We start from the raw sequence: 23545 nt of genomic DNA on the forward strand, positions 1-23545 counted from the left end.
AGTAATTAGGGTAATCTCCTAATAACGTAATTGGGTTTAAACTAGCATTTACACTTAAATTAAAAAAGAGAGAAAAATATGAATAAATATCTACTAGCGCTTCTCTGTACTGTGATGATAAGCGGATGTGCAAAAACAGTTGTTTTACATGAAGAACCTTATTCGGATAAAGTTAAATTTTCAGAATATAAAATAGGTAATAATGATCAGTTATTAATCAGTGTTTGGAAAAACCAAGATCTTTCTGTCACTGTTCCTGTTCGCCCTGATGGCAAAATTTCAATGCCTTTAGTGGGTGATGCTCAAGCACAAGGGTTAACACCTGAAGTGTTAGCGTCAGAGCTTGCTGATAAATTAAGTAAATTTATCCGTGCCCCTAACGTAACTGTTATTGTACTCGGTGCTAATAGTGCTTCTTATTCAAGTCGTGTACGTATTACAGGTGCAGTTAACGGCCCATTATCGATTCCTTATTACACGGATTTAAATGTTTTAGATTTAGTGCTGGAAGCTGGTGGTTTAACAGAGTTTGCAAATGCAGATGAAGCAATTTTGTACAGAAACACACCTGATGGCATCAAACCTTACCATGTTAATGTTGATGATATTTTAAACAGAGGCATTTTAGATACTAATTATCTGCTTCGTCCATCTGACATTTTAATAATTCCTGAGAGTGTATTTTAAAGATGGATATTACGGAAATTTTTAAATATGTCGCCGTAACATGGCGAGAGATATGTCAGCGTAAGTTTAAAGTGGCATTTTTAATGACCATTATTAGCTTTGCTATCATGTTTGTAGGCATGTTACGACCGCCGAGTTATTCTAGTTCGATTACTATCTATGCTGATAGCCAAAATATTATCAAACCTTTATTAGGCTCGAAAGCCTCTGTCACAGAGTTAAAACAAAACAGAAGTAACCAGGTACGAGATACTATTTATTCACCGCGTATTTTATCGGAAGTGATCGATAGCGTTTATGGTGAAGATGCGTTCCCAGCTGGCTTAGCAAAAGATATTAAAATAAGTCAAATTAGAGGTAATTTGACTGTAGCAGGTAAGTCAGGTAACTACATTCAAGTTTCCTATAAAGACGATACAGCAAGTAGAACTTTTGAAGTGCTGAATAAAGTGGTATCCGTTTTTATTGAAGATAGTGCAGATACAAAGCGTCAAGAAAGTCGAAGCGCTTATAACTTTATTGACCAACAAACCGCGTCTTATAAGGCTTTACTGTTAAAAGCAGAGGAAAAGCTCAAAAGTTTCCAATCATCTAACTTTGATGGCACAGAGGAAGAAGTCAATTCTCGTATTGCTTCATTGCGCGCTTCAATTGAAGAGATGAACATACAAGTTCAAGAGAGCAACACACGAGTCTGGAACTTGCAAAAACAACTTTCTAGAGAGAATAAGTTAGTTGGTAATAATTATGAATCGTCAGTCTATCAATCTCAATTAAGAGAACTGAAAAAAGAAAAAGCAGCTTTGCTGATCAATTATGAAGATAGTTATCCTGCAATTGTTGATATTAATTATAAAATCAATGATTTAGAGAATACTCTCGCTGACTTGGCGAATGGCGGTCAAGCTAACAAGCCTATTAATTCTGATCTTAACCCATTATATGGCGAGTTACGGAGTTTATTATCTGCTGCAAGAATTGAGCATCAAACCCTGTTAAATCGACTTAAGGCATTTAATGAATTATTAGATGAATCCTATGAGCGACGTAAGCGCATTGCAAATAACAAAGCTGAATTGTCTGAATTAACGCGTGATTACAGTGTATTTCAACAGCAGTATGAAGAAATGCTGACTAAAAAAGAAAAAGCACGTATTTCCATGGTGTTAGATATTCAAGGTCAAGGGGTGAACTATAAACTACAAGAAGCGGCGACTTACCCAAATACGCCTATTGGCGCTCGCTTTATACACTTTTTTGCTGCGGGGCCTATTGTTGCTTTACTTATTATGATTGCTATTTTTGTTATTAAAATCATGCTTGATTCAAAAATTCGATTTACCTCTGAAATAAAAGATTTTGAAGGTGTTAGTTTATTAGCAGGTATTCCACACGCCCTTTGTAATACTGAGAAAAGACGTAATCGAGTCCATAATACTTTTCTCTTACTTTATTATATTGCTTGTTTATCTTGTTATGTCGCTATAGCTGTTGCCTACAAGTACGGTGCATCATTAACAAATATCATTGATTTTGGAGCATTTTAATATGTCTGATTCTTCTTCAAATAATTCTTCAGCTCTGCAAAGCCGTGATACCTTCACGCCTGAGTCGCTGCAACTGAGTAAGATAACGGAGATGGCTGAAACAGCCTTGCTTTCGTCAAAGGAATTGGATGAACGTAAAATTATTTATCCTGGTCTTGATGATTATAAAACGCTAAATGCTTACCGCGAATTGCGTACTAATCTATTAAATAAAATGGACAACAATAACTTTGTGTGCATGGTAACCGGGATCTCTCAAGAATCAGGTACTAGTCATGTAAGCATGAATTTAGCGACGAGTATTGCATTGGATCAAGGTAAAACTGCCTTAGTGATTGATTGTAATATTTATAAACCTCGAATTGCTTCCTATTTGAAAAACGAGCCAACGCTCGGGTTAACTAATTTGTTAGCAAGAGACACTGATGCTATTACAGATATTATTTATCCATCTGGTATTCCTAGAGTTAGGGTGATACCTGTTGGTACGAATATTATTCATGCTGCAGAGCTCTTTTCTTCACTTAATATGCAAAATTTTATTAACTCAGTTAAAAACCGCTATCCAGATCGTTTTATCATTATTGATACACCCCCCATTGGCTTATACGCGGAAACTCAGATATTAGCTTCAATTTGTGATACCGCCATTTTAGTTGTTGGGTATGGTCAATCGAACTCTTCTCAAGTGGAAGCTGGCGTCGATGCAATCGGTAAAGATAAGCTAGCTGGATTGGTTCTTAATAATCAATAGTCGATAGTGTGAATATGAAATTAAAAAAATGTAGTTTTAAATTTATAGAAACGAGCTTAATGGCATTATTGTCAAGCACCGCTATTGCAAGTGATTTGCCTGCCTCTGTGAGTGATCGTTATATCTCATTGGGTATTGAGCATGCACAGAGTGATAACATTAATAAATCGAGTGTTAATAAAGAGTCAGGCTACGAGCAGAGTATCGACCTTGGTTTGGGTTATTTCAATCAAACCGCGACCAATTTGACCGCACTCGATTACACCATTTCTTATTCAACTTATAGCGATGATGAAACTGATGATGAAAGCGATATCTCGGGTAGCTTAAATTTATCGCAGGAGATTTTTAGTAAGAATCTGATGCTTAATTTAAGCCATTTTAGGCGTTCATATTTACTCGACCAATCAAGCAGTGATGTACCTGAAAATAGTGGGGACAGGGATGTATTCACTGTCAATCCTGTCTGGATTATTCCTTATTCAAAACGCGCCGGATTTCAACTTAGTTATAATTATATAGCAACGCGTCTTAGCGATAATGATGACGATGATACAGATCGTAATATTTTTGGATTGGCTTGGTACCATAAATTAAATACTAAAACTCGCTTCGAACTTTCTAGTGATATGAGTGATGTTGAATATCGCAATACAGGGGCCGACTATCAAGAAATTAGTGTTAATGCCTCTATCGAAGGGCAATTGGTTGCTGGTACTTATTTAGTACAATTGGGTTATAGCAAATTAAGCGATGATAACAGTGATGAAACTGGTGCTATTTTCAAATTAGCTTACCAATATCAATTCGCCAAACATAACCTTTCATTGAGCGCAGAAAGAGAGCTAAGCGACTCATCTTTAGGGTTAGGTCTTGATGTGGCAGATAATGAAAGCGAAGACTTTTCCGATAGCCAATTATTATGGATAGACCGGATCCAATTAGATCATAAATTTATTATTACAAGCCGCTTAAACAACAATAACAATATTTTTTATCAACAAGAAAAAGATATAAATACCGATGAAAAAGATCCTCGCTGGGGTTTAAGTACAGGCTTCGACTTCAAAAACACTGAAAAATTAAATTCTTTTGTGTCGTTACAATATAGTGAGTCAACATTGGTTTCAGATTTCGATAAACAAATCACTAATGCCATCATAGGTGCAAAATACTTATTCCGTCCAAGGTTAAGTTTCTCATTGCAAGCTGAGTATGAAAAACAGTCTACAGCTAGTATCTCAAGTTATGATGAAATGCGTTACACAGCTAGAATTGAATTTAGGAATTAAGGAAAGATATTGAAAAATAAAAAAGCTGATACGTTACTGATAGTAGAAGATGATCTTGGCTTACAGACCCAATTGAAATGGCATTTTTCTGATTATAATGTTGTCATTGCCGCCAATCAAAAAGAAGCTATCTCTGCTATTCGTTTGCATGAGCCTAAAGTCATGATCCAAGATTTGGGGCTGCCTCCCGATGAGGATGGTGTGACCGAAGGGTTTGAATTATTGCAGCAGGCGCTTCATTTACATCCTTATATGAAAATTATTGTGATGACCGGCAATGAGGGTAATGAACATGCAATGCAGGCTGTTAAATTAGGCTCCTATGACTTTTATGCCAAACCAGTAGATGCAGATACATTAGATCTTATCGTGCAACGTGCTTTTCATATCTATCATCTAGAAGAGAAAAATCGTCAGCTTAGCAGTCGCAGTCAAAAAGAATCAATGTTAAATGGGTTGATTGCTAGCGATACTAAGATGTTAAAAATATGCTCGATGATAGAAAAAATTGCTCCCACTGATGCGTCTTGTTTATTGATTGGTGAAAGTGGAACGGGTAAAGAAGTTATCGCTAATTCTCTGCATCAACTTAGTTTGCGAAAAGATCATAAGATGATAGCGATAAATTGTGCAGCTATCCCTGAAAACTTGATTGAAAGTGAACTCTTTGGTTATGAAAAAGGTGCATTTACCGGTGCAGTTAAAAGTACTGTCGGTAAAATTGAAATGGCGCATAAAGGGACCTTATTTCTTGATGAAATTGGTGATATGCCATTACACCTGCAAGCTAAATTATTGCGTTTTTTACAAGAGCGAGTAATAGAGCGAGTAGGTGGTCGAACGCAAATTAATATCGATACTCGTATTATATGTGCAACCCATAAAGATTTAGAAAAATTGGTCGCTACAGGTGAGTTTCGTGAAGATCTCTTTTATCGTATTGCAGAAATTCAAATAGATATACCGCCCTTAAGAGATCGTGGTTCAGATAAAATTTTATTGGCTAAATATTTACTTAACAAGTATGTAAAAAAACAGAAATTACAAATTATCGGTTTTTCGGAAGATGCGATAAATGGCATAGAAAATCATACTTGGCCAGGTAATGTGCGAGAGATGGAAAACAAAATAAAACGTGCAGCTATCATGTGCGATTTAAAATACATCAGTGCTTTAGATTTAGGATTAGTGAATGCCGATACGACACCGCTTAACCTAAAAGAAATTAGACGAAATGCAGAAGTAAGTGCGTTGAAGCAAGCATTAATTGCATCTGACCATAATGTAAGCGCGGCCGCAAAATCTTTAGGTATCACGCGACCTACGCTCTATGACCTAATGAAAAAATACGATATGCAATAATTAAAATGAATTTCAACTACCTTTTATAAAAGGGAATACCATGAAAAAACATACGACAGGCATTTTGAGTTCATTTGTATTAGCAAGCTCTTTGCTTATGGTTGGCTGTGATGGAGATACTGAATCAGCTAATGTTGCGGATTTGACTCAATATACTCAGCAAGGCAAAACTTATCTGGATCAGAGCCAATTTAAAGCCGCGATCAACTCTGCCAATAACGCAATTGCAGCGTATCCCAATCATATTGATGGTTATGTTATTTTAGCAAAAACCTATAATAAACTAGGGCAATCTAATCAATCGATTGAGGTTTTAAACGCTTATAAAGGCGATAAAAATGCAGACTATTACTTACTACTGTTAGAGTCTTATCAACGTAGTGGCAAGGTTATTTCTGCAAATAAATTAATTGAGCAGCATGCTGATTTGTTATCTCAAAATCCTAGTCAATTTAAATTGTTAAAAGCAAAAATACTGTTACTTGAAGATAATAGTAAACAAGCATTATTATTATTCAAAGAATTGCAGACGACATCAGGCTTCAAAAGTGAAGGTTTAATTGGTGAAGCACGCATTGCTGCAGCACAGAATAATAAGCAGAATGCTCTTTCATTACTTGATAGTGCATTACAAGTTGATGAAAAAAATATCGAAGGCTTAATGCTTAAAGGCTTTCTATTAATGGGTAAAGGAGAAATAGAAAACGCTGAGAAGACATTGTCTTATGCACTTACTGTGATCCCGTCATCTGATATTTTCACGCCTGAGCGTATTGGTATTCTAAGAGCACTAACAAGTATTCTAACTTCACAAGGGCGTAGCTCTGAAGCTTTATTATACTCACGTATACTAAGTGATGAATTTCCAACAGCAACCACTATTAACGAGCACTATGCCTCTGCACAGGAATATTACAAAAGAAAAGAGATCGCAAAAGCCAAAAAAGAGCTCTATGAAATCTTAAAAATTGATGCAAAAAATAATAAAGCGTCGACCATGTTAGGTGTTATTTTATACACAGAGGGCGATATCAACGGTGCTGAAAAATACCTATCAGGTATGATCGACCCTGAAGTGAATACGCCACAATTAACTCAAATCTATGCAATGACTCAGCTTAAGCTAAATCAGAGTAACGATGTATTAGCGATATTAGATGATGTGATTGGCTATGAAAATCGACTTGATACGTTAACTCTTTATACCATTGCTGCTATTTCAGAAGGTGAGTTTGATAAAGCTGACATTGCGCTTGCTCGAATCGCAAAACTATTTCCAGATTCATCTCAACTACCTTTATTAACAAGTAGTTATATTACTGCTAAAACGCCAGAACAATCACAACAAGTACTAGATGTATTAGCAAAAGGTCTGCAAAAAAATGCTTCGGATTTCCCTTTGCAAACAGCTTATTTAAAAAAATTAGTTGAATTAAAGGAATTAGACAAAGCAGATCAATTTATTACTGAGCTGGCTAAGAGTGAAGGTAGTTCTACACAAACACGCTTATTAGTTGCAAATTATTATCTATACCGTAATCAATTCTTGCTTGCAGAGGATCATTTTAATCGCATTATTGAAGAATCTGATAATGATGTGCAGGCTTATTACGGCTTAGCACAAAGCAAGCAGATTCAACAAGATTGGAAAGCTGCTTTTGAGCAATACGATAAAATAATTACGCTATATCCAGACCAATTAAGAGCTTATTATGGTGCGGTTGTTAGCCTTAAGCAGCAGCAAAAAGATCCTCTAACGGTTGGTACCTATTTATCCAATAAACATAAGGCTAATATTTTAGCGTTAGTGTTGGCTGATTATCAGTATCAAAGTAATAATTTAACCGAAGCAGATCAGCTGGTTAAAACTGCATCGAATTTACCCGTTGAGTTAAAAGATAAAGCCGATCAATTACAACAACAAATAAGTAATGTAAGAATTATTATGGCAATGCAAGAGGGGAATTACCCTGTTGCGAGGGAGTTAACATTAGCGCAATTGCAATTAACGCCTGAACAACCATTGTTCTTAATTAGGCTGGCTACAATTGAGACGCGTTCAGGGCAATATACGGAAGCTGATAAAGTATTGAAGCAAATAGAATCTATGTTGCCGGACAACCCTCAAGTCGTACTTTTACAGGCTCAATTAGCATTAGCACAGAAAGATAAAGTCAAAGCTGAGCAGTTATTAAAAGCTGAATGGAATAAAAGTTCAACAGAGGAAATTGCTCTTGAGTTATATAACTTTTATAAAGTTGAAGATAATGTAAAAGCGCGTGATTTATTAGCTAAATGGAAAGAAAAATCACCTAACAGTGTTTATGCAAATTTAAATGATGGCATGGTATTGCAAGGTGAAGGTAATAATACAGCAGCGATAGCGGCTTATGAGAAAGTTCTATCGGTTGCTCCTAATCAAGTAGCTAGCTTGAATAATGCAGCTTGGTTATATTCATTAAGTGGGGATCCTAAAGCCGAGGTAATGGCTGAAAGGGCTTATAAAGTCGCACCGAATAATGGTGCTGTTTTAGATACTTACGGTTGGATCTTATATCAGGCGGGTAAATATGAACAAGCAAAACCAATACTCAAAAAAGCGTTAGAATTAATGCCAAATGATGCTGAAATTAAAAAGCATTGGTCTTTAGTTTCTGAAAAATAATAAATTAGTTTAAAAAGTAATATTGTAAAAAGCCCCTCAATCGTTATAAACAATGATTGAGGGGCTTTATTTTTACATGAACATGAACATGAATATTTACTTCGTTTGCTTTATTTTTTTAAATGAACCAAGTCTTGAAAGGTCTTGCAGTGCAATTGTTTATTCTTACTCAAAAACAGATCTAGTTTATGTAAAGAGTAAGGAGCAAGGCTTTTGGGATGCCCCATGATATTAAATATCCCCTTAGCATCCCCTTGCTTAAGGTGCCTATGAAAGGCTCTTTGTAGTTGTCCAGATTTCGCGCCATCGATCATAACGGGGCCATAAGTACTCTGTGTTAGCCTTTGAAAGTAATAGTGATTATTCGCTACCATTGCTTGGCCATCACCAAAGGGTTTGAATTGCTTACTTGAGAATTTTTTGTGAAAAGCAAGTTTCCAGAAAAATAAAGGAGAAGTTTTAAAGGCACTGATCGGTAATTCAACAAACTCTCCATATTGCTCTGGTAGCAATGGATCGTTAGAGAAAGTCCAAGAGGGTTGTTGTGGCATATCTTTAAAGTCAAAGTGTCGTGTTGGATCCGATGAATAACCCTGATTAAAGACGGTACTATCTAACCAAATTCCATTATTTAGCAAAGCCTGTTTAATTTTGATAAATGGCTGTAAGCACCAACCTCCAGCTCGATAAGCAAAGATAGGACGATGGCTACAAAGTTGTAATTCAGCTTTGTAAGTACTTACTATCTCTTCTATTTCTTGTTCTGAAAAGTCATGTAAACGATAACGGCTTGTATTAATCTGCCAACCTGCTTGATCATAAATACTATCAAACCAATGTGGGTGAATATGCAGTTGTATATCGTGGCCTGCTTCGGATAGTGATAATAATTGTTTTTGAATCTCGTTATATTGTTCTTTAAGTTCAGAGAACTGATTGGAATACTCTTTTAATTTAACAAGAAAACCCGCATCGACAAATAAGCAAACTTTACTATTGTGTTTATCTAAAATAGTGATTAATTGCTTCGTAGGTTTCAGCATACAATTTTCAACTGAGCCTGGATTTTTACCAAAAAATAATTCGTAATCTAAGCTTATTAAATAGTCTACTGCCTGCATTGTTAGATTCCCTGTTATTTGTAGTGACTTAACGTAATAAAATGAGTATTTTATCTTTATATGCGGAAAAGATGGTATTAAATTGTGTTAATATTTACATCTTAATTTTGACTCCGTTCGATGGAAGTGAAAGCTGTCATTATATCAATAAGTTAAGTTTAAAATATTACCCTGTAGTTAATTTGTGCAGTTCAATAATAACTATTGAACTTATTACTGAATTCAAGAACCAATAACGGGTTATTGGAAAGTAGTTTAAAGCAGATAACTATAGAAGTAGCTATGCTAATTTGCTTATTCAGAGTTGAAGTAATATAAACAATCATTATATTAAAATAATAGTAAAATAATAAAATATAACTGCTAAGGACAGGCTAATGACGGATGATAATTGCGTATTAAATGAACCTTTAAAACGATATAAGGTACAAGCGCCCACTATTAAAATGTTTGGTATCGATATCCATCCATTAGGCATGTCCCAATCCCTAGATGTTATTAACGAATGTATCACTTCTAAACAATCTCTACATATCGGTATGTTAAATGCGGCTAAAGTAGTCAATATGAAGCGTAACCCTGCTCTTGGGGAGGATGTTACTTCATCAAATTTGATTCTTGCTGATGGAAGTGCAGTGGTATTAGCCAGCAAAATCCTCAATAAAAAATTACCAGAGCGAGTCGCTGGCATCGATCTTATGCATGGCATATTAGAACGTGGTAATAAATTAGGTTACCGTGTCTTTTGTTTAGGTGCGACGGAAGAAATATCAGAAGAAATTGAACGTCAAATTCATAAACATTATCCTGGTGTGGTCATTGCTGGTCGCCAAAATGGGTACTTCTCTGATGATCAACAAAGCGAAGTCGCTGAAAATATTGCAGCCGCAAAAGCAGATGTATTATTTGTTGCTATTACCTCACCTAAAAAAGAGCAATTTATGGCTAAATGGGGGGACGTAATGCAAGTGCCTGTAGTGCATGGTGTAGGCGGATCATTTGATGTATTTGCAGGTAAAGTTAAACGCGCACCATTAATCTGGCAGAAACTGGGCATGGAATGGTTATACCGAGTTCTTCAAGAACCAGGTCGTTTATGGAAGCGCTACTTAGTAACTAATACCTTGTTTATCGGTATGTTATTAAAAGAAATAATCACACCTCAAAAATCCTAATGAAGAAAACACATGACGCATAAAAAACAAAAATTAGTTTATCTAGCAGCCGCAAGTCATTCAGGGTCAACCATGACCGCCATGTTATTAGGTGCTCATCCGGATCTTTGTAGTGTTGGAGAACTAAAAGCCATTAATTTGGGTGATAAAAATAGTTATTTATGTTCTTGTAAAAAATTAGTTGGCGATTGTGAGTTTTGGCAAGGTGTCACCACTAAAATGGCGGCAAAAGGTCAAGATTTCTGTATTTCCGATGCAGGAACTGACATTCGCACTGGTGCAACGCCTTATATGCAGAGGTTGCTTAGACCTTTAGTGCGTAACCCATTTATGGAGTTTGTACGTGATTCATTGTTAACACTATCTCCTGTATGGCGAAAGCAACTTCCTCTTCTTCAAAAACGTAATGCTGATTATGCTCGTTCAATAGCTGAGCAAGCTGGTGTAGAGACGGTTATTGACTCTTCAAAAATAGGCATTCGTTTAAAATACTTACTTAAAAACCCTGAATTAGACGTTAAAGTTATTTGGATGGTGCGTGATGGTCGAGGCGTTTCTCTAGCCTATAAAAATCCATCAGAGTTTGCTGATGCCAAGGATCCAAAGCTTCGTGGCGGAGGTGCTGGAGCGACCCAAGAACATAATCGAGGTGTCGAAGTTGGCGCTGAAGAGTGGGTTCGTTGCAATCAAGAAACAGAAGCTGTATTAGCAACCATGCCTAAAGAAAGTTGGATGCAAGTGCACTATGAAGATATATGCAATGATACGGAAAAGACATTAGATAAATTGTTTGAATTTATAGGGGTTGACCCTTCTCTGAAACGGTTAGATTTTAAAACTGTCGAGCATCATGTCGTTGGTAATGGCATGCGTTTAGATGACTCTGAAGTGATTAAGTTGGATGATCGCTGGAAAGCACTACTCAGTAAAAACGAGCTTGCAACATACCATCAAATCACCGGTGAATATCATAAATCGCTCGGTTATACGGAATAAATATCAGTGACTAAAAATATCGATAAAAACAAAAAAGTTGATTTAAGCGGACAAGATCGCTTTACATGGAATTTAATGGTGAGCTGGGCAAGCCAGCTTGTTCTTGTTTTTTCAGGTTTTATAATGCCTCGTTTAGTTGATGAAAAAGTAGGCCAAGTGGCGTTAGGTATTTGGGATTTTGGTTGGTCTTTTGTTAGTTATTTGGCGCTACTTGGATTTGGAATGGGGGCTTGTTTTAACCGTTATATTGCAAAATATCGCTCAGCGGGTGATTTTGTCAAATTGAATGAGGTAGCAAATTCTGCAGTCTTTGTGCAGTTAGTTGTGTCTTCAGCAGTTACACTATGTACTATTTTATTTTACTTTTTACTGCCGGTTTTTTTTAGTGAGTCATTAAAAGAAAATACTGAAATGGCACAATGGGTTGTGCTTTTTTTAGGGTTCAGTTTGTCAGTTGGAATGGCAGCAGGCTCTGCCAAGGGATTATTGACAGGTTATCACCGTTGGGATATTCATAATTCATTGCATGCTGGTGATAGTCTTTTCTCATTGGCACTGATGGTTACGCTACTTTTTTTTACCGATCTTGGCGTGATAGGAATGGCGATAGGTTACTTAATTTCAACAATCGTTTTTGAAACAATTCGGTTTGTTTTTGTGGCTAGACTCTGCAAAGAGTTTCAATTTAATCTAAAAATGGCAAACTGGTCAACCAGCCTAGAAATGTTGATTTTTAGTATAAAAAGCATGTTATCAAACCTTCCTCCGATTCTTTTATTGCAAAGCATTAATATTATATTAGTCAGTGCGATTGGACCAGCTGCCTTAGCTGTCTTTGCAAGGCCGATGGCACTGACTCGGCAAATAAAAACGTTTATGACTAAATTCACATTAATGTTAACCCCGACAACAGGTTCCATGCAGGGGGCGGGTGATGATAAAGCTATTCAGGCTCTTTTTGTTAATACCACCAAACTTAGCTTTGCATTTGCCTTACCGAGTTTAGGTTTCTTATTTATTTATGGTGATGTAGTTTTACGATATTGGATGGGTAATGACTATGCACTATGGCCTTTAATGATGATACTTGCACTAGGGCAATTATTACCCATGGCGCAAGACACTTCTATCCGTATATTAATGGGGCTGAATCAACATGGAAAAATCTCTATATTTGCTTTCATTGCTGTATTCGTTATTTTTGTAATAAGTATTTTGTTTTTAGGTGTTGATAATTGGGAGCTAACTACGGCTGCTTTATTATTTGTCGTCCCTATGAATATTGTTTATGGGTTTATTGTCCCAATTTATACTTGCCGGCAACTGAAGCTGTCATGGCTTGGTTATGTTCAAAGTAGCTTTATTAAGCCATTACTCTATATCATGCCATTTTTAGGCCTACTTGCGTGGTCTCGTCATGCCTATGAATTAAATGATTCCGTTACTGCAATAGCTACTTTGGTTAGTGCTGGCATCGTCACTATTATTATCTATTTTGTCTATTTAGTACCCGTAAAAACACAACAAAAATTGTTTTGTCGATTGAAAATTTCTTCATGATATTTTTTAAATATATTCACCTACCAAGGGGCTATTAAGCATGAGCGTTAGTTTACGAAAATACCCTTACCCATATCATGCGATGCTGGCTATTTGTAGCGATTTAGATGAAACACCTAATAAAGAAATTTATTTTGAAACTGCACGTTACTTAAATACCACGGAAGAAACATCTTTAGGTAAAGGTGTGGGCTTAGAAGTGGGTAATACTATCTATTTTGATATGCCTGAACATAATTTTTCCTATACGAATACAGATGATGACGGACGGCAAAAAATTCATCAACTGATTGACTCCGGTCATATCGATTGTCTGCATTCATTTGGTGATTTTGTTAACGATAGAGCGTTAATTGAAAAACACTGGAATGCTATTCAAGCGGGTAAGAAAAAGATAGAAGTCTGGGTGGATCATGCTCAAGCGACAACTAATCTAGACAATGATATTATGCAAGGGCAAGGGGCAGAAATCGGTAAGCCCGCTTACCATAGTGACTTAACGGTACAATCTGGTATGTTGCCTTTTATTTGGAAAGGGCGCGTAACCAGCTGTGTTGCACAAAATGCTAAAAGAAGTTATCAAGCACTGTTTAATAAAAAGCAAATTAAAGCTTCTCTTAAAACGATTGCGTTAGAGTTCGCTAAAGGTTGGTTTGCAAGATTAGGAAATACAAAGTATGCAATGCATAAAGATAATAAAGTGTTACGCAAATCTAAATTAGTTGATGGCACTGAAGTTAATGAGTTTATGCGTTGTAATCCTGCATGGGGAGGGATTTCCTGCTTTGATCAAGCACGAGGAATACATCATGTCTTAACCAAAGAAGTCTTAGACACTTTAGTCAACAAACAAGGTTGCAGCATCCTTTATAGTCATTTAGGTAAGGTTTATTCAACTTCAGAACCTTTTCATCAATGTACGAGAGAAGCCTTTGAATTATTAGCAAGTTATCATAATAACCATAAGATATTAACCGCCACTACACGACGTTTATTAGGCTACAACCGAACAATTGATGATCTGAGTTTTATAACTAAAGTTGTTGGAGAGGAAATTCACCTCTATCTTTCTACATCATACAGTGGAGAAGACCTTCAAGGTTTAACTTTTTATGTAGAAGAGCCAATGCAGGTAAAGCTATATATCAATAAACTACTATTTGATGAGATAACATACAACCCACCTGATATGACAGGAAACGCAAGTATTTCTATAAAGTGGCGTGCTTTAACTTTCCCTAATATTAAAAATTAAACTAATTCGAGCTTAAGTATGTATAAAATAAAAATATTTTTTGGTAGAACTGTTCTTTTTTCTTTGTATAGTTTAATTCGATTATTCAGCTTATTACCGACAAAAAAATCAAAAGAAACGGGGAATGTTGTTGTATTAACGGGGATTTTTTATTCAAAAAATTGGATTGATGCTCATTTAATTCCTTTGGTTACATGCGCGAGTGTTAAACATGTTTATATTGTATCTAACATTGTTGATTACGAATTAGAAGGTTTGACTATCATTAACCCACCTCCTATTTTAGCTAGTGTAGTAGGTGCAACTTTGGCTAGGTTAAGTACATTTTTTATTTGTACATTAAAAAATCAACCTGATTACATTGGAGGTTTCCATATTCTTTTTAATGCTACATTAGCCATTCTTTTTGCAAAAATTTTTCGCTGTAGGTCAATATATTTTAGTGGTGGTGGAATAACAGAAACACTTGAAAATGGGAAAACAGAGAATGATTTTTTTAAATTTTTAAAGGGAAAAGATGAATTTATAACTGACTATATCTGCAAAATAATTGCTTGCGCATCTCGAGTTATAACAATGGGAAAAGGCGCTAAATTATTTTTTAGTGAAAATGGCACACATAACAATAAAATTCATATTATTTCAGGGTCTATTGATAGAAATCAGTTTTACTTCGATGATTCCATTTGTAAAGAATTTGATATTGTTTTAACTGCTAGATTATCTCAAGTCAAACAAGTCGATTTATATTTGGACATAATAAAAGAAATTAAAGAACGTCAAATTATTTGTAGAGCTTTGGTTATTGGTGATGGTCCTTTGCTCTCTGAGTTAAAAGAATATGCTAAGCAATTATGTATTGAAGATCGAGTCTATTTTGCTGGGCATCAATCTGACGTATTGCCTTGGTTACAAAAGTCGAAATTATACCTGTTAACATCCCAATCAGAAGGACTCTCATTATCTATGTTAGAGGGGCTTAAAGTAGGTTTGCCAGCAATTGTTCCTAATGTTGGCGACCTCTCGGATGTGTTAGTGAATAATTATAATGGTTATTTAATAGAAAACCATGATGTCGAAGAGTTTTCTAAGTCAATTATAAAGTTAATACAGAACCCTGATTTATTATCTGAATATTCAGCTAATGCAATTGAATCCACTCGTCGATTTGATTTAGCTTGCGTGCAGCAACAATGGAATAAACTTTTTACAGCGGAAAGTAATTAAAATGAAAAAAGCATTTTCTAAAAAAAATCTATGGGCTGTAATGCCTACCCCTCTGAAAAAACTAGCTGGTTTATTACTTTCGTTTGTTCCATTGCCTTATTTAATAGGTAAAAAATTTCGAGATACAAGCCGCTTAATTAATTCTGCTGATACCTGGTCAAAAGCTGAAATTGAACAATATCAGCTTAAAAAATTAAAAGAGCAGGTTCTGGTCGCTTATAATAAATGTGCGGCTTACAAAAAATTATACGACGATGTCGGTATTGATATTTCATCGTTACAAACATTGGAAGACTTTAAAATATTACCTTTCATTGATAAGCACTTTATTAATGAAAATATTGAAGAGCTATTGTTAGTGGATAAAAATAGCTCCGAGGTTGATTATATTACGACAGGGGGCACAAGCGGTGTTCCTTTAACATTCTATATTAATGCGGGTCGTTCACAAATAGAATATGCCTATTTAGTCGATGGATGGAAAAAATCAGGTTTTAAATTAGGGGATGTTAAAGCTGTTTTCCGTGGAAGGGTTACAGGAACCAAGGGCGGAGTTAATAGGAGTTATGATCCTATTTTTAGAGAGTATTATTATAGTAGCTTTCATACGAGCGATAATGATATGGCTGAATACGTTAAACACCTCAAATCTTTAAAAAACTGTTTTTTGCATGTTTACCCTTCTTCTGTTTATCAATTAGCAAGATATATTAAAAAAAATAATATATCGATTACAAATGTGCAAGCGATCTTAGCGGAATCAGAAAATGTATATCCAGAACAACGTGATTTCGTTGAATCTGTTTTTGATTGTCGTTATTTTTCATCATATGGACATACTGAAAAACTCATAGCAGCTGGTGAGTGCGAACATTCCTCAAATTATCACGTATGGCCTACTTATGGTTATTTTGAATTAGTTAATGATCAAGGCAATGTAATTACAAAGCAAGGTGAAGTAGGTGAAATAGTCGGAACTGGCTTTATCAACACTGTAATGCCATTTATACGTTATAAGACTGGAGATTATGCTGAATACGTAGCGGATTCTTGCGATAAATGTAACCGTAACCATCTAATTATTAAGAATATTCGAGGCCATAGAATTCAGGAATACTTAGTTACATTAAGTAAAGATTTGATTCCTTGGACTGCTATTAATATGCATGATGATACTTTTGATGATGTACTTAAATATCAGTTTTATCAAGATACGCCAGGTAAAGCGATTATAAAAGTAGTCGTTAATACAGGTTTTTCCGATATTCAAAAGAACAGAATAGAAAAGAATATAGGCCAAAAACTTGATGGAAGAGTGATTGTGAAAGTAGAAATTGTTGAGAATATTGAGCTCACTGAACGCGGTAAATCAGTATTTGTTGATCAAAGAATAAAACTATGAAAATAAATTTAATTTTTATTCGTAATCAAACTTATTACATCATACATGGAGTTTTATCTTGATTAGAATAACGCTGCTAACACTTTTAATTGCTTATTTAAGTGTCTATGCGTGGAAGGATTGGTTTCGTGCAGCTTGTTGGTTGGTTCTTCTGATGGCTATTTTCCAACATCCCGATATGCCAAAAGCAATCGGAGGGGTTCCTGGTTTAAACCACTGGAATTTCTTGTTTGCAAATACAGTCTTATCTTGGTTATCTAATAGGAAAAAAGAGAAATTAATTTGGGAGATGCCGAAATTCATTAACACTTTACTATTTATGTATGCATTTTTCATTACCCTTAGTGTTGTTAGATATTTATATGATCATAGTGGCTTATTAGCATTGTTTGAAGTTACTGGATCACCAGCGCCCCGTATGGTGAGCGATATTAATGAATATTTAATAAATTGCTTTAAATGGGTATTGCCAAGCATGATTATATTTGATGGATGTCGTACCCGTAAGCAATATAATTTTGCTTTAGGAGCATTAGCGTTAATGTATATTTTATTAGCGTTACAAGTGATAAAAGCAATGAAGTTGGGTTCATTAACATTAGGCGGAGATGCGTTACAACATAAAGCACTTAAAATAATATCAAAAAGTGTTGGTTTTCACCGTGTGAATGTATCGATGATGATGAGCGGTGCTTTCTGGCTAGTTTTTTGTTTAAAGGAGTTAGTGAGTACTAAGCATTACTGGTACTTTATTCTGCCTAGTTGCTTTATTATTTTTCTGGCAATGGCATTAACGGGGGGGCGAACTGGGTATGGTACCTGGGCTGTTCTCGGGGGAGTTTATTGTTTATTTAGATGGCGAAAATATATTCTATTAATACCGCTTGTTTATATCACTGTAATTGCTTTCGCGCCTTCTGCTGTTGAGCGTCTTAGCTTTGGTTTTTCATCTGAAGAATCAGCGGAATCACAGCCGATGAACGGAGATCAAGATATTGAGTTTGAAGGAGAAGAGGTTGATCTTTATGAAGTAACTTCTGGTCGAAATTTAGCTTGGCCATTAGTTTGGGAGTCAATTACAGAGGCTCCTTTTTTTGGTTATGGTCGAGAGGCGATGGCTAATATAGGGATAACATTAAGAATGAGAGAGATGTATGGGAAGTTTGATAGCTTTCCTCACCCTCATAATGCTTATTTACAGTGGATTCAAGATAATGGGTTCGTAGGCGCGATTCCTGTCTTTTTATTGTATTTTATTTTTTTAAAGTATTCTTGGAGCCTTTTTCGTGATAGTTCAGAGAAAATTTATATCGTGACAGGAGGAGTTTCATTTGCGTTATTAATGTCATTCTTTATTGCTTCTATTGGTAGTCAAACCTTTTATCCTAGAGAGGGAGCAGTTGGAATATGGGTGGCAATAGGGTTGTTATTAAGAGTCTATATTGAACGGGAAAAAATCTGTAATGGTGTTAAAAGTACCTTACTGAGCGAATAAATTTACCCTATTATATTAAGTTAAATGTAATTTAAAGGAGAAATTGTGGAAAAGCAGGAATATACGGTTCAAAAGTCACGTTTAATTGAGTCCCAAAAGAAAACATTTTTTAGGCAACTTGTATCAAATTTTTTAGTCTATCTGATTATAAGAATATCAAGTCTTATTGCTTTGATTTTTTCAGGTAAGAGCATGAGAAATAGTAATTGTACGAATAAAAAAAAATTTGTTTTTATAGGTCGTTTTGAGTCTAATAATTGGATTGCCGCACATATTAAACCGTTAGCTGAATCGAATGTTTGCCAGCATATTTGGATTGTTGCAGATGAAAAAATGTTAGAAATAGAAAATGTAACTTATGTTACGCCTTCTCCGATTTTTCAAAAAATATTTGGTAGTATTTTTGCACGAACCTATACCGCTTACAAAATTGCAAGAGGCAACAATGTTGATTACGTTGGTGGTTTTCATTTGCTACTAAACGGCATTTTTGCAAACGTTATTGCGAGAATGAATGCAGCTAAATCTATCTATTTCTGTGTTGGTGGTTGGTCTGAAATTATCGGTGGTGGCGTATATAGTGGTACACCTATTTTCAAAGATATTGGTAAGCATGATTACACTTTAGAAGAGCGGTTAATTAATTATATTAAAACAATAGATTTAGTCGTGACAATGGGTAATAAAGCCAAATCATATTTAGAAAACAACGAGGTTGAAAATGTAGTTGTAAACCCAGGAGGAATAGACAAGTCAGTCTTCGAAAACTTGTTGGGGGACAAAAATAATGATCTGATTCTTGTTGCTCGATTAGATCCTGTAAAGAGAGTTGATCGTTTTTTAAAAATAGTGCAACAATTAAAATTAAAATTGCCCGATATTTCAGTCTTGATTGTTGGTGGTGGCAATCGACTTAAAGAATATGAGTTATTATCTCAACAATTGGGACTTAATAACAATGTCAAATTTACCGGGGCAACAGAAGATGTTAAATCATATTTAGTAGCTTCACGCGTTTTTGTGCTTACATCAGACTCTGAAGGTTTACCATTATCATGTATGGAGGCCGCAACGCTAGGTTTACCAATCGTAGCATCAGACATAGGTGATTTATCTGATCTTGTTGAACCAGAGAAAACAGGCTATTTAATCAATAAAGAAGATATATCAGAATTTGTTGATAAACTATATTTGTTATTAACAAATAAAAAACTAGCGAAACGAGTTTCATTAGCTACATTGCATAAATCAGAGAAGTTTACACTTCAGGCCGCCTCAATGATTTGGGAAAAAGTCATAAACTAATCAAGGTTAAATTCATAATGAGTATCCTAAGTAGTAATTGGACGATAAAGTTAGCGGACTATGCTTCAAAATCACCTAAATCGAGCATGTTATTTTTAGGGGATATCGCTCTAGCGAGGGGAGTAGCAAGAACAATAGAGCGGCATGGAAACGATTATAATTTTATGCTTGTAAGGGAGATTTTTGACGAAAAATCAACTGTCATCTTTAATTTGGAATGTTGCTTAACAGAAAGAGGCGAGCCTTGGGAACCCAAGCCTGTTCTTATGAATGGAGTCGAGAGGTATTTGAATGTTTTTCCTCAGAATGTTAATTATGTCGTAAATGTAGCAAATAATCACTTCTTAGACTTAGGAGTTGTCGGAGCTCAAGATACCATTGATGCTGTATACAAAAAAGGAATGGGTTGTTTTGGGGCTATGGGTAGCTACTCTGAAAGTTTTGAACATCAAGTTAATTTGCCAAGCGCAAATGTTTCATTAATTGCTTACTCACCAGCGGCGCATCCATTTCCAACTGATACCGAGATAAATGTTTCTTACAAATCTGTGCGCGAAATGGTAACTGATGTTAAAAAGTTGAAAATGACTGCAGATTTATTGCTTGTGTCTTTGCATCAAGGTGTTGAATTTTGCCGTTATACTGATAAGATTTCAAGAAAAAGAGCGCAGGCATTAATTGATGCAGGAGCCGATTGTGTTATTTGTCACCATACTCATGTTATACAAGGTATTGAAAAATATAAAGGTAAGATTATATTTTATGGGATTGGTAATTTTTTAATTGATATTGATACTAAAGCAATGCCGAGTACCAAATATAGCTTAAGTCTTGAGTTTGTTATTCAAGACAAGGAAATAAAAGAAATTAAAGTTGTACCTTTTTTTATCAATAGCGAGCTACAAGTAGAGTATTTACAAGGTGAGGATAAGTATAGGCTCGAACAGGAAATTAATTGGTTGTCTTCATTTTTTTCCAGTGTTTTTTTTGCTCAAATGAATTATGTATTAGCACGTGCCCTGTGGGTAAAGTTGCACCTAAAATCAGTAGCTAATATGTGCCAAAGAGAAGGGTTAGCAGCAGCGAGCCGCTATTATTTTTCTCGATTTTTTATAAAGTTGTCTAATAAATGATTATAGTTTTGAATTTGTTATCGACACATCAACCACTTGAAAAGTATTCGTTTAATGCTAGTTCGTCATCTAAACCCTTTGATCTTGAGTGTGTACTAAAACAATGGGATAACGTTTTTATTTCGGAAAATAATTAATATGAAGAAAGCATTTTCAAAGAAAAATATATGGGAGGCAATGCCTCCTGTTTTTAAGAAATTGGCTGGCCTTGCGCTTTCAGTTGTTCCTTTAGAGTACCTAATTGGTAGGCAATTTAGAGAAACAACAAAACTTATTTTATCTGCGGCGGATTCAACTCTGAAGTGCATAACGACTAAGCAGCTATAGCTGCCATATGTTCAGCCATTAATTTGGCTGGCGTATTGTAATCTAATTTCTTTCTTGGTCTGTCATTGAGTTTCAATATTACCTCTTTTACTAATGAATTCGATACTTTTTTAAAGTCGGTAGATTTGGGCCAATATTGTCTTAACAAAGCATTTGTATTTTCATTCAAACCCCGTTGCCATGAACAGTATGGGTCTGCAAAATAGACTGCACACTTTAATTTTTTGGTTAACTCTTCGTGATAAGCGAACTCTTTACCGTTATCAGCGGTGATGGTTAAAACTGCATTTTTAAATGGTTTTAATAATGCAAGTGTGGCCGCAGTGACAGTCTTTGCTGATTTATCATCAATACGTGTCGATACTGTAAAACGCGTTTTACGCTCAACAATAGTCACTAATGCGCCGCTGTGCCCTTTACCAATGACTAAATCTATTTCCCAATCACCAACTCGGCTACGTGTATCAACGATATTAGGTCGCTCATCAATACTGACGCGGTTCTTGATAAAACCTCGACCAGCTTGTTTATCTTTATTGCGCGCTTGGTAAGCCTTGCCTTTTCGACGCAGATATTGGAATAATTGACCACCACTCCGCTTATCGGACCAAATATGTTGGTAAATAGTTTCATCGCTAATACTGGTACCATGCTCTTTCTTAAGCCATCCTGAGATTTGGTCAGGACTCCATTTTTCACCTAGTTTTACATTTATTAATGCAATCAGAGTAGATGTCATTTTAATCGCTTTACGCGCTTCAATACGCCTTTTAACTGCAGCTTGTTGGGCCTGGTTAATTCGATAACCTCGCTTACCTGTATTGCGAGAAAGCTCCCTACTAAGCGTTGATTGATTCACATTCAGTTGTTTAGCTATTTTATTTTGACTCATGCCTATTTTCTTTAGCGCATAAATCTGGCATCGTTGTTCGTAGGTCAGTTGTTTATATGTTTTCATTGTTGCATCTCTTGCCGGAGAAAAAGCGATAAGCATATATTCAGCTGACCGTCTTTTCTACCAATTCAAGTTATGCACTTATGATCTGAATCCAAGATAAAAATAACTCCGATGTAGATTATGTAACAACAGGCGGAACAAGTGGTATTCCCCTTGCTTTTTACATTAATGCAAGTCGTTCACAGGTTGAATATGCTTACTTAGTTGATGGTTGGCGTAAAGCAGGGTTTAAACTTGGAGATATAAAAGCCGTGTTAAGAGGGCGCGTTACGGGTTCAAAAGAGGGGGGACCGAAGTTACGATCCTATTTTTAAAGAACATTATTATAGTAATTTTCACATGAACGACAAAGGCATGAGTCATTATATTTCTCATATTAAAACGCTGAAAGATTGCTTCCTGCATGTTTATCCTTCATCAATATATCAATTAGCCAGATTCGCGAAAAAAGAAAATATAACATTTAATAATATTAAAGCTGTTTTAGCTGAATCAGAAAATGTCTATCCAGAGCAACGTACTTTTGTTGAATCAGTATTTAACTGTCGATATTACTCCTCTTATGGGCACAGTGAAAAACTTGTTGCTGCCGGTGAATGTGAACATACAGCCGATTACCATGTTTGGCCGACTTATGGTTATTTGGAGTTATTGGATGAAAATGACAATGTAATTACAGAAAAAGGTCAGGTTGGTGAAATAGTCGGAACTGGCTTTATCAATACTGTAATGCCATTTATTCGTTATAAAACAGGTGATTTTGCTGAGTATGTTGGTGATTATTGTGAGGCTTGTCAGCGCCACCATTTAATCATTAAAAATATCAGAGGACATCGCATTCAAGAAAATTTAGTCGCACGTGATAATAGTTTAATTTCATGGACTGCCGTTAATATGCATGACGATACCTTTGATGATGTATTACAGTATCAATTTTATCAAGACACTCCCGGTGTAGCAGTAATTAAAATCAGAGCGAGTAAAGTCTTTTCGGAGGAAAGCAAACAACGAATTATTAATAATATCAGTAATAAATTGCAGCACCGAATAGAAGTTTCTGTAGCACAAGTTGATGACATTCCATTAACGGAACGCGGTAAGTCAATCTTTGTTGATCAGAAAACCAATATTTCAAGTTAGTTGGAAACTATATTTAATGACTTAAAATATTTTAGGTAATTGTCAGAATATAAAAAGCTAACCAATTAAATTCATTTGCTTGGTTAGCTTTTAGTGGGGTACGTCACTTTATTAATAAAGCTCTGTAATGTTAGTTAATATATT

The 23545-nt window shown here is 35.5% G+C and carries 18 protein-coding genes; 16 read left to right on the forward strand and 2 right to left on the reverse strand.

The features are described 5' to 3' along the window. Positions 1-78 precede the first annotated feature (78 nt). The 6 genes from H592_RS0102435 to H592_RS0102460 are packed head-to-tail and all read left to right on the forward strand — an operon-like array spanning position 79 to position 8307. A complete protein-coding gene (locus H592_RS0102435; RefSeq protein ID WP_028867344.1) occupies positions 79-687 on the forward strand; it encodes an XrtA/PEP-CTERM system exopolysaccharide export protein in 609 nt (202 codons plus the stop codon). A gap of 2 nt (positions 688-689) precedes the next feature. Next, complete coding sequence (locus H592_RS0102440; protein ID WP_028867345.1) at positions 690-2234, forward strand: XrtA system polysaccharide chain length determinant; 1545 nt, start codon at positions 690-692, stop codon at positions 2232-2234. Between the two features lies 1 nt (position 2235). Beyond that, positions 2236-2988 (forward strand): AAA family ATPase, encoded by a 753-nt coding sequence (locus H592_RS0102445; protein ID WP_028867346.1) that lies wholly within the window; start codon positions 2236-2238, stop codon positions 2986-2988. Between the two features lie 14 nt (positions 2989-3002). Then, positions 3003-4280: a hypothetical protein gene (locus H592_RS0102450; RefSeq protein ID WP_028867347.1), complete on the forward strand. Its 1278-nt coding sequence runs from the start codon at positions 3003-3005 to the stop codon at positions 4278-4280. Positions 4281-4289: 9 nt separating this feature from the next. Then, a complete protein-coding gene (prsR, locus tag H592_RS0102455) occupies positions 4290-5642 on the forward strand; it encodes a PEP-CTERM-box response regulator transcription factor (RefSeq protein ID WP_028867348.1) in 1353 nt (450 codons plus the stop codon). Positions 5643-5682: 40 nt separating this feature from the next. Next, a complete protein-coding gene (locus H592_RS0102460) occupies positions 5683-8307 on the forward strand; it encodes a tetratricopeptide repeat protein (protein ID WP_028867349.1) in 2625 nt (874 codons plus the stop codon). Positions 8308-8417: 110 nt separating this feature from the next. On the opposite strand, the gene H592_RS0102465 is transcribed toward H592_RS0102460, so the two are convergent. Continuing rightward, positions 8418-9428, reverse strand: a complete 1011-nt coding sequence (locus tag H592_RS0102465; protein WP_028867350.1) for a polysaccharide deacetylase family protein — start codon at positions 9426-9428, stop codon at positions 8418-8420. Between the two features lie 377 nt (positions 9429-9805). On the opposite strand from H592_RS0102465, the gene H592_RS0102470 reads away from it, so the two are divergent. The 9 genes from H592_RS0102470 to H592_RS0102510 are packed head-to-tail and all read left to right on the forward strand — an operon-like array spanning position 9806 to position 20976. Beyond that, on the forward strand, positions 9806-10603 hold the full coding sequence (locus tag H592_RS0102470; protein WP_028867351.1) for a WecB/TagA/CpsF family glycosyltransferase: 798 nt from the start codon (positions 9806-9808) through the stop codon (positions 10601-10603). A 12-nt stretch (positions 10604-10615) separates the two neighbouring features. Beyond that, positions 10616-11599 carry a sulfotransferase gene (locus H592_RS0102475; protein ID WP_028867352.1) on the forward strand — a complete coding sequence of 328 codons (984 nt, stop codon included), beginning with the start codon at positions 10616-10618 and terminating at the stop codon, positions 11597-11599. Positions 11600-11605: 6 nt separating this feature from the next. After that, positions 11606-13159: a lipopolysaccharide biosynthesis protein gene (locus H592_RS0102480; RefSeq protein WP_037070778.1), complete on the forward strand. Its 1554-nt coding sequence runs from the start codon at positions 11606-11608 to the stop codon at positions 13157-13159. 40 nt (positions 13160-13199) lie between these two features. Then, positions 13200-14414 (forward strand): hypothetical protein, encoded by a 1215-nt coding sequence (locus H592_RS0102485; RefSeq protein WP_028867354.1) that lies wholly within the window; start codon positions 13200-13202, stop codon positions 14412-14414. Between the two features lie 18 nt (positions 14415-14432). Next, the gene (locus H592_RS0102490) at positions 14433-15641 is read left to right on the forward strand and encodes a glycosyltransferase (RefSeq protein ID WP_028867355.1); all 1209 of its coding nucleotides are present in this window, start codon (positions 14433-14435) and stop codon (positions 15639-15641) included. 1 nt (position 15642) lies between these two features. Then, positions 15643-17043, forward strand: coding sequence for a phenylacetate--CoA ligase family protein (locus H592_RS0102495; RefSeq protein WP_028867356.1), 1401 nt, complete (start codon positions 15643-15645; stop codon positions 17041-17043). A gap of 58 nt (positions 17044-17101) precedes the next feature. After that, positions 17102-18538, forward strand: a complete 1437-nt coding sequence (locus tag H592_RS0102500; protein WP_028867357.1) for an O-antigen ligase family protein — start codon at positions 17102-17104, stop codon at positions 18536-18538. A gap of 45 nt (positions 18539-18583) precedes the next feature. Further along, on the forward strand, positions 18584-19843 hold the full coding sequence (locus H592_RS23140) for a glycosyltransferase family 4 protein (protein WP_156916059.1): 1260 nt from the start codon (positions 18584-18586) through the stop codon (positions 19841-19843). A gap of 17 nt (positions 19844-19860) precedes the next feature. Further along, on the forward strand, positions 19861-20976 hold the full coding sequence (locus tag H592_RS0102510) for a CapA family protein (RefSeq protein ID WP_028867359.1): 1116 nt from the start codon (positions 19861-19863) through the stop codon (positions 20974-20976). Between the two features lie 313 nt (positions 20977-21289). On the opposite strand, the gene H592_RS0102520 is transcribed toward H592_RS0102510, so the two are convergent. After that, the gene (locus tag H592_RS0102520) at positions 21290-22261 is read right to left on the reverse strand and encodes an IS30 family transposase (protein WP_028867361.1); all 972 of its coding nucleotides are present in this window, start codon (positions 22259-22261) and stop codon (positions 21290-21292) included. A 354-nt stretch (positions 22262-22615) separates the two neighbouring features. Here H592_RS0102520 and H592_RS21370 point away from each other — a divergent pair, with 354 nt between their 5' ends. After that, complete coding sequence (locus tag H592_RS21370) at positions 22616-23401, forward strand: phenylacetate--CoA ligase family protein (protein WP_245600353.1); 786 nt, start codon at positions 22616-22618, stop codon at positions 23399-23401. Positions 23402-23545: the final 144 nt, after the last annotated feature.

Source organism: Psychromonas arctica DSM 14288, from assembly GCF_000482725.1.
GTDB lineage: Bacteria > Pseudomonadota > Gammaproteobacteria > Enterobacterales > Psychromonadaceae > Psychromonas > Psychromonas arctica.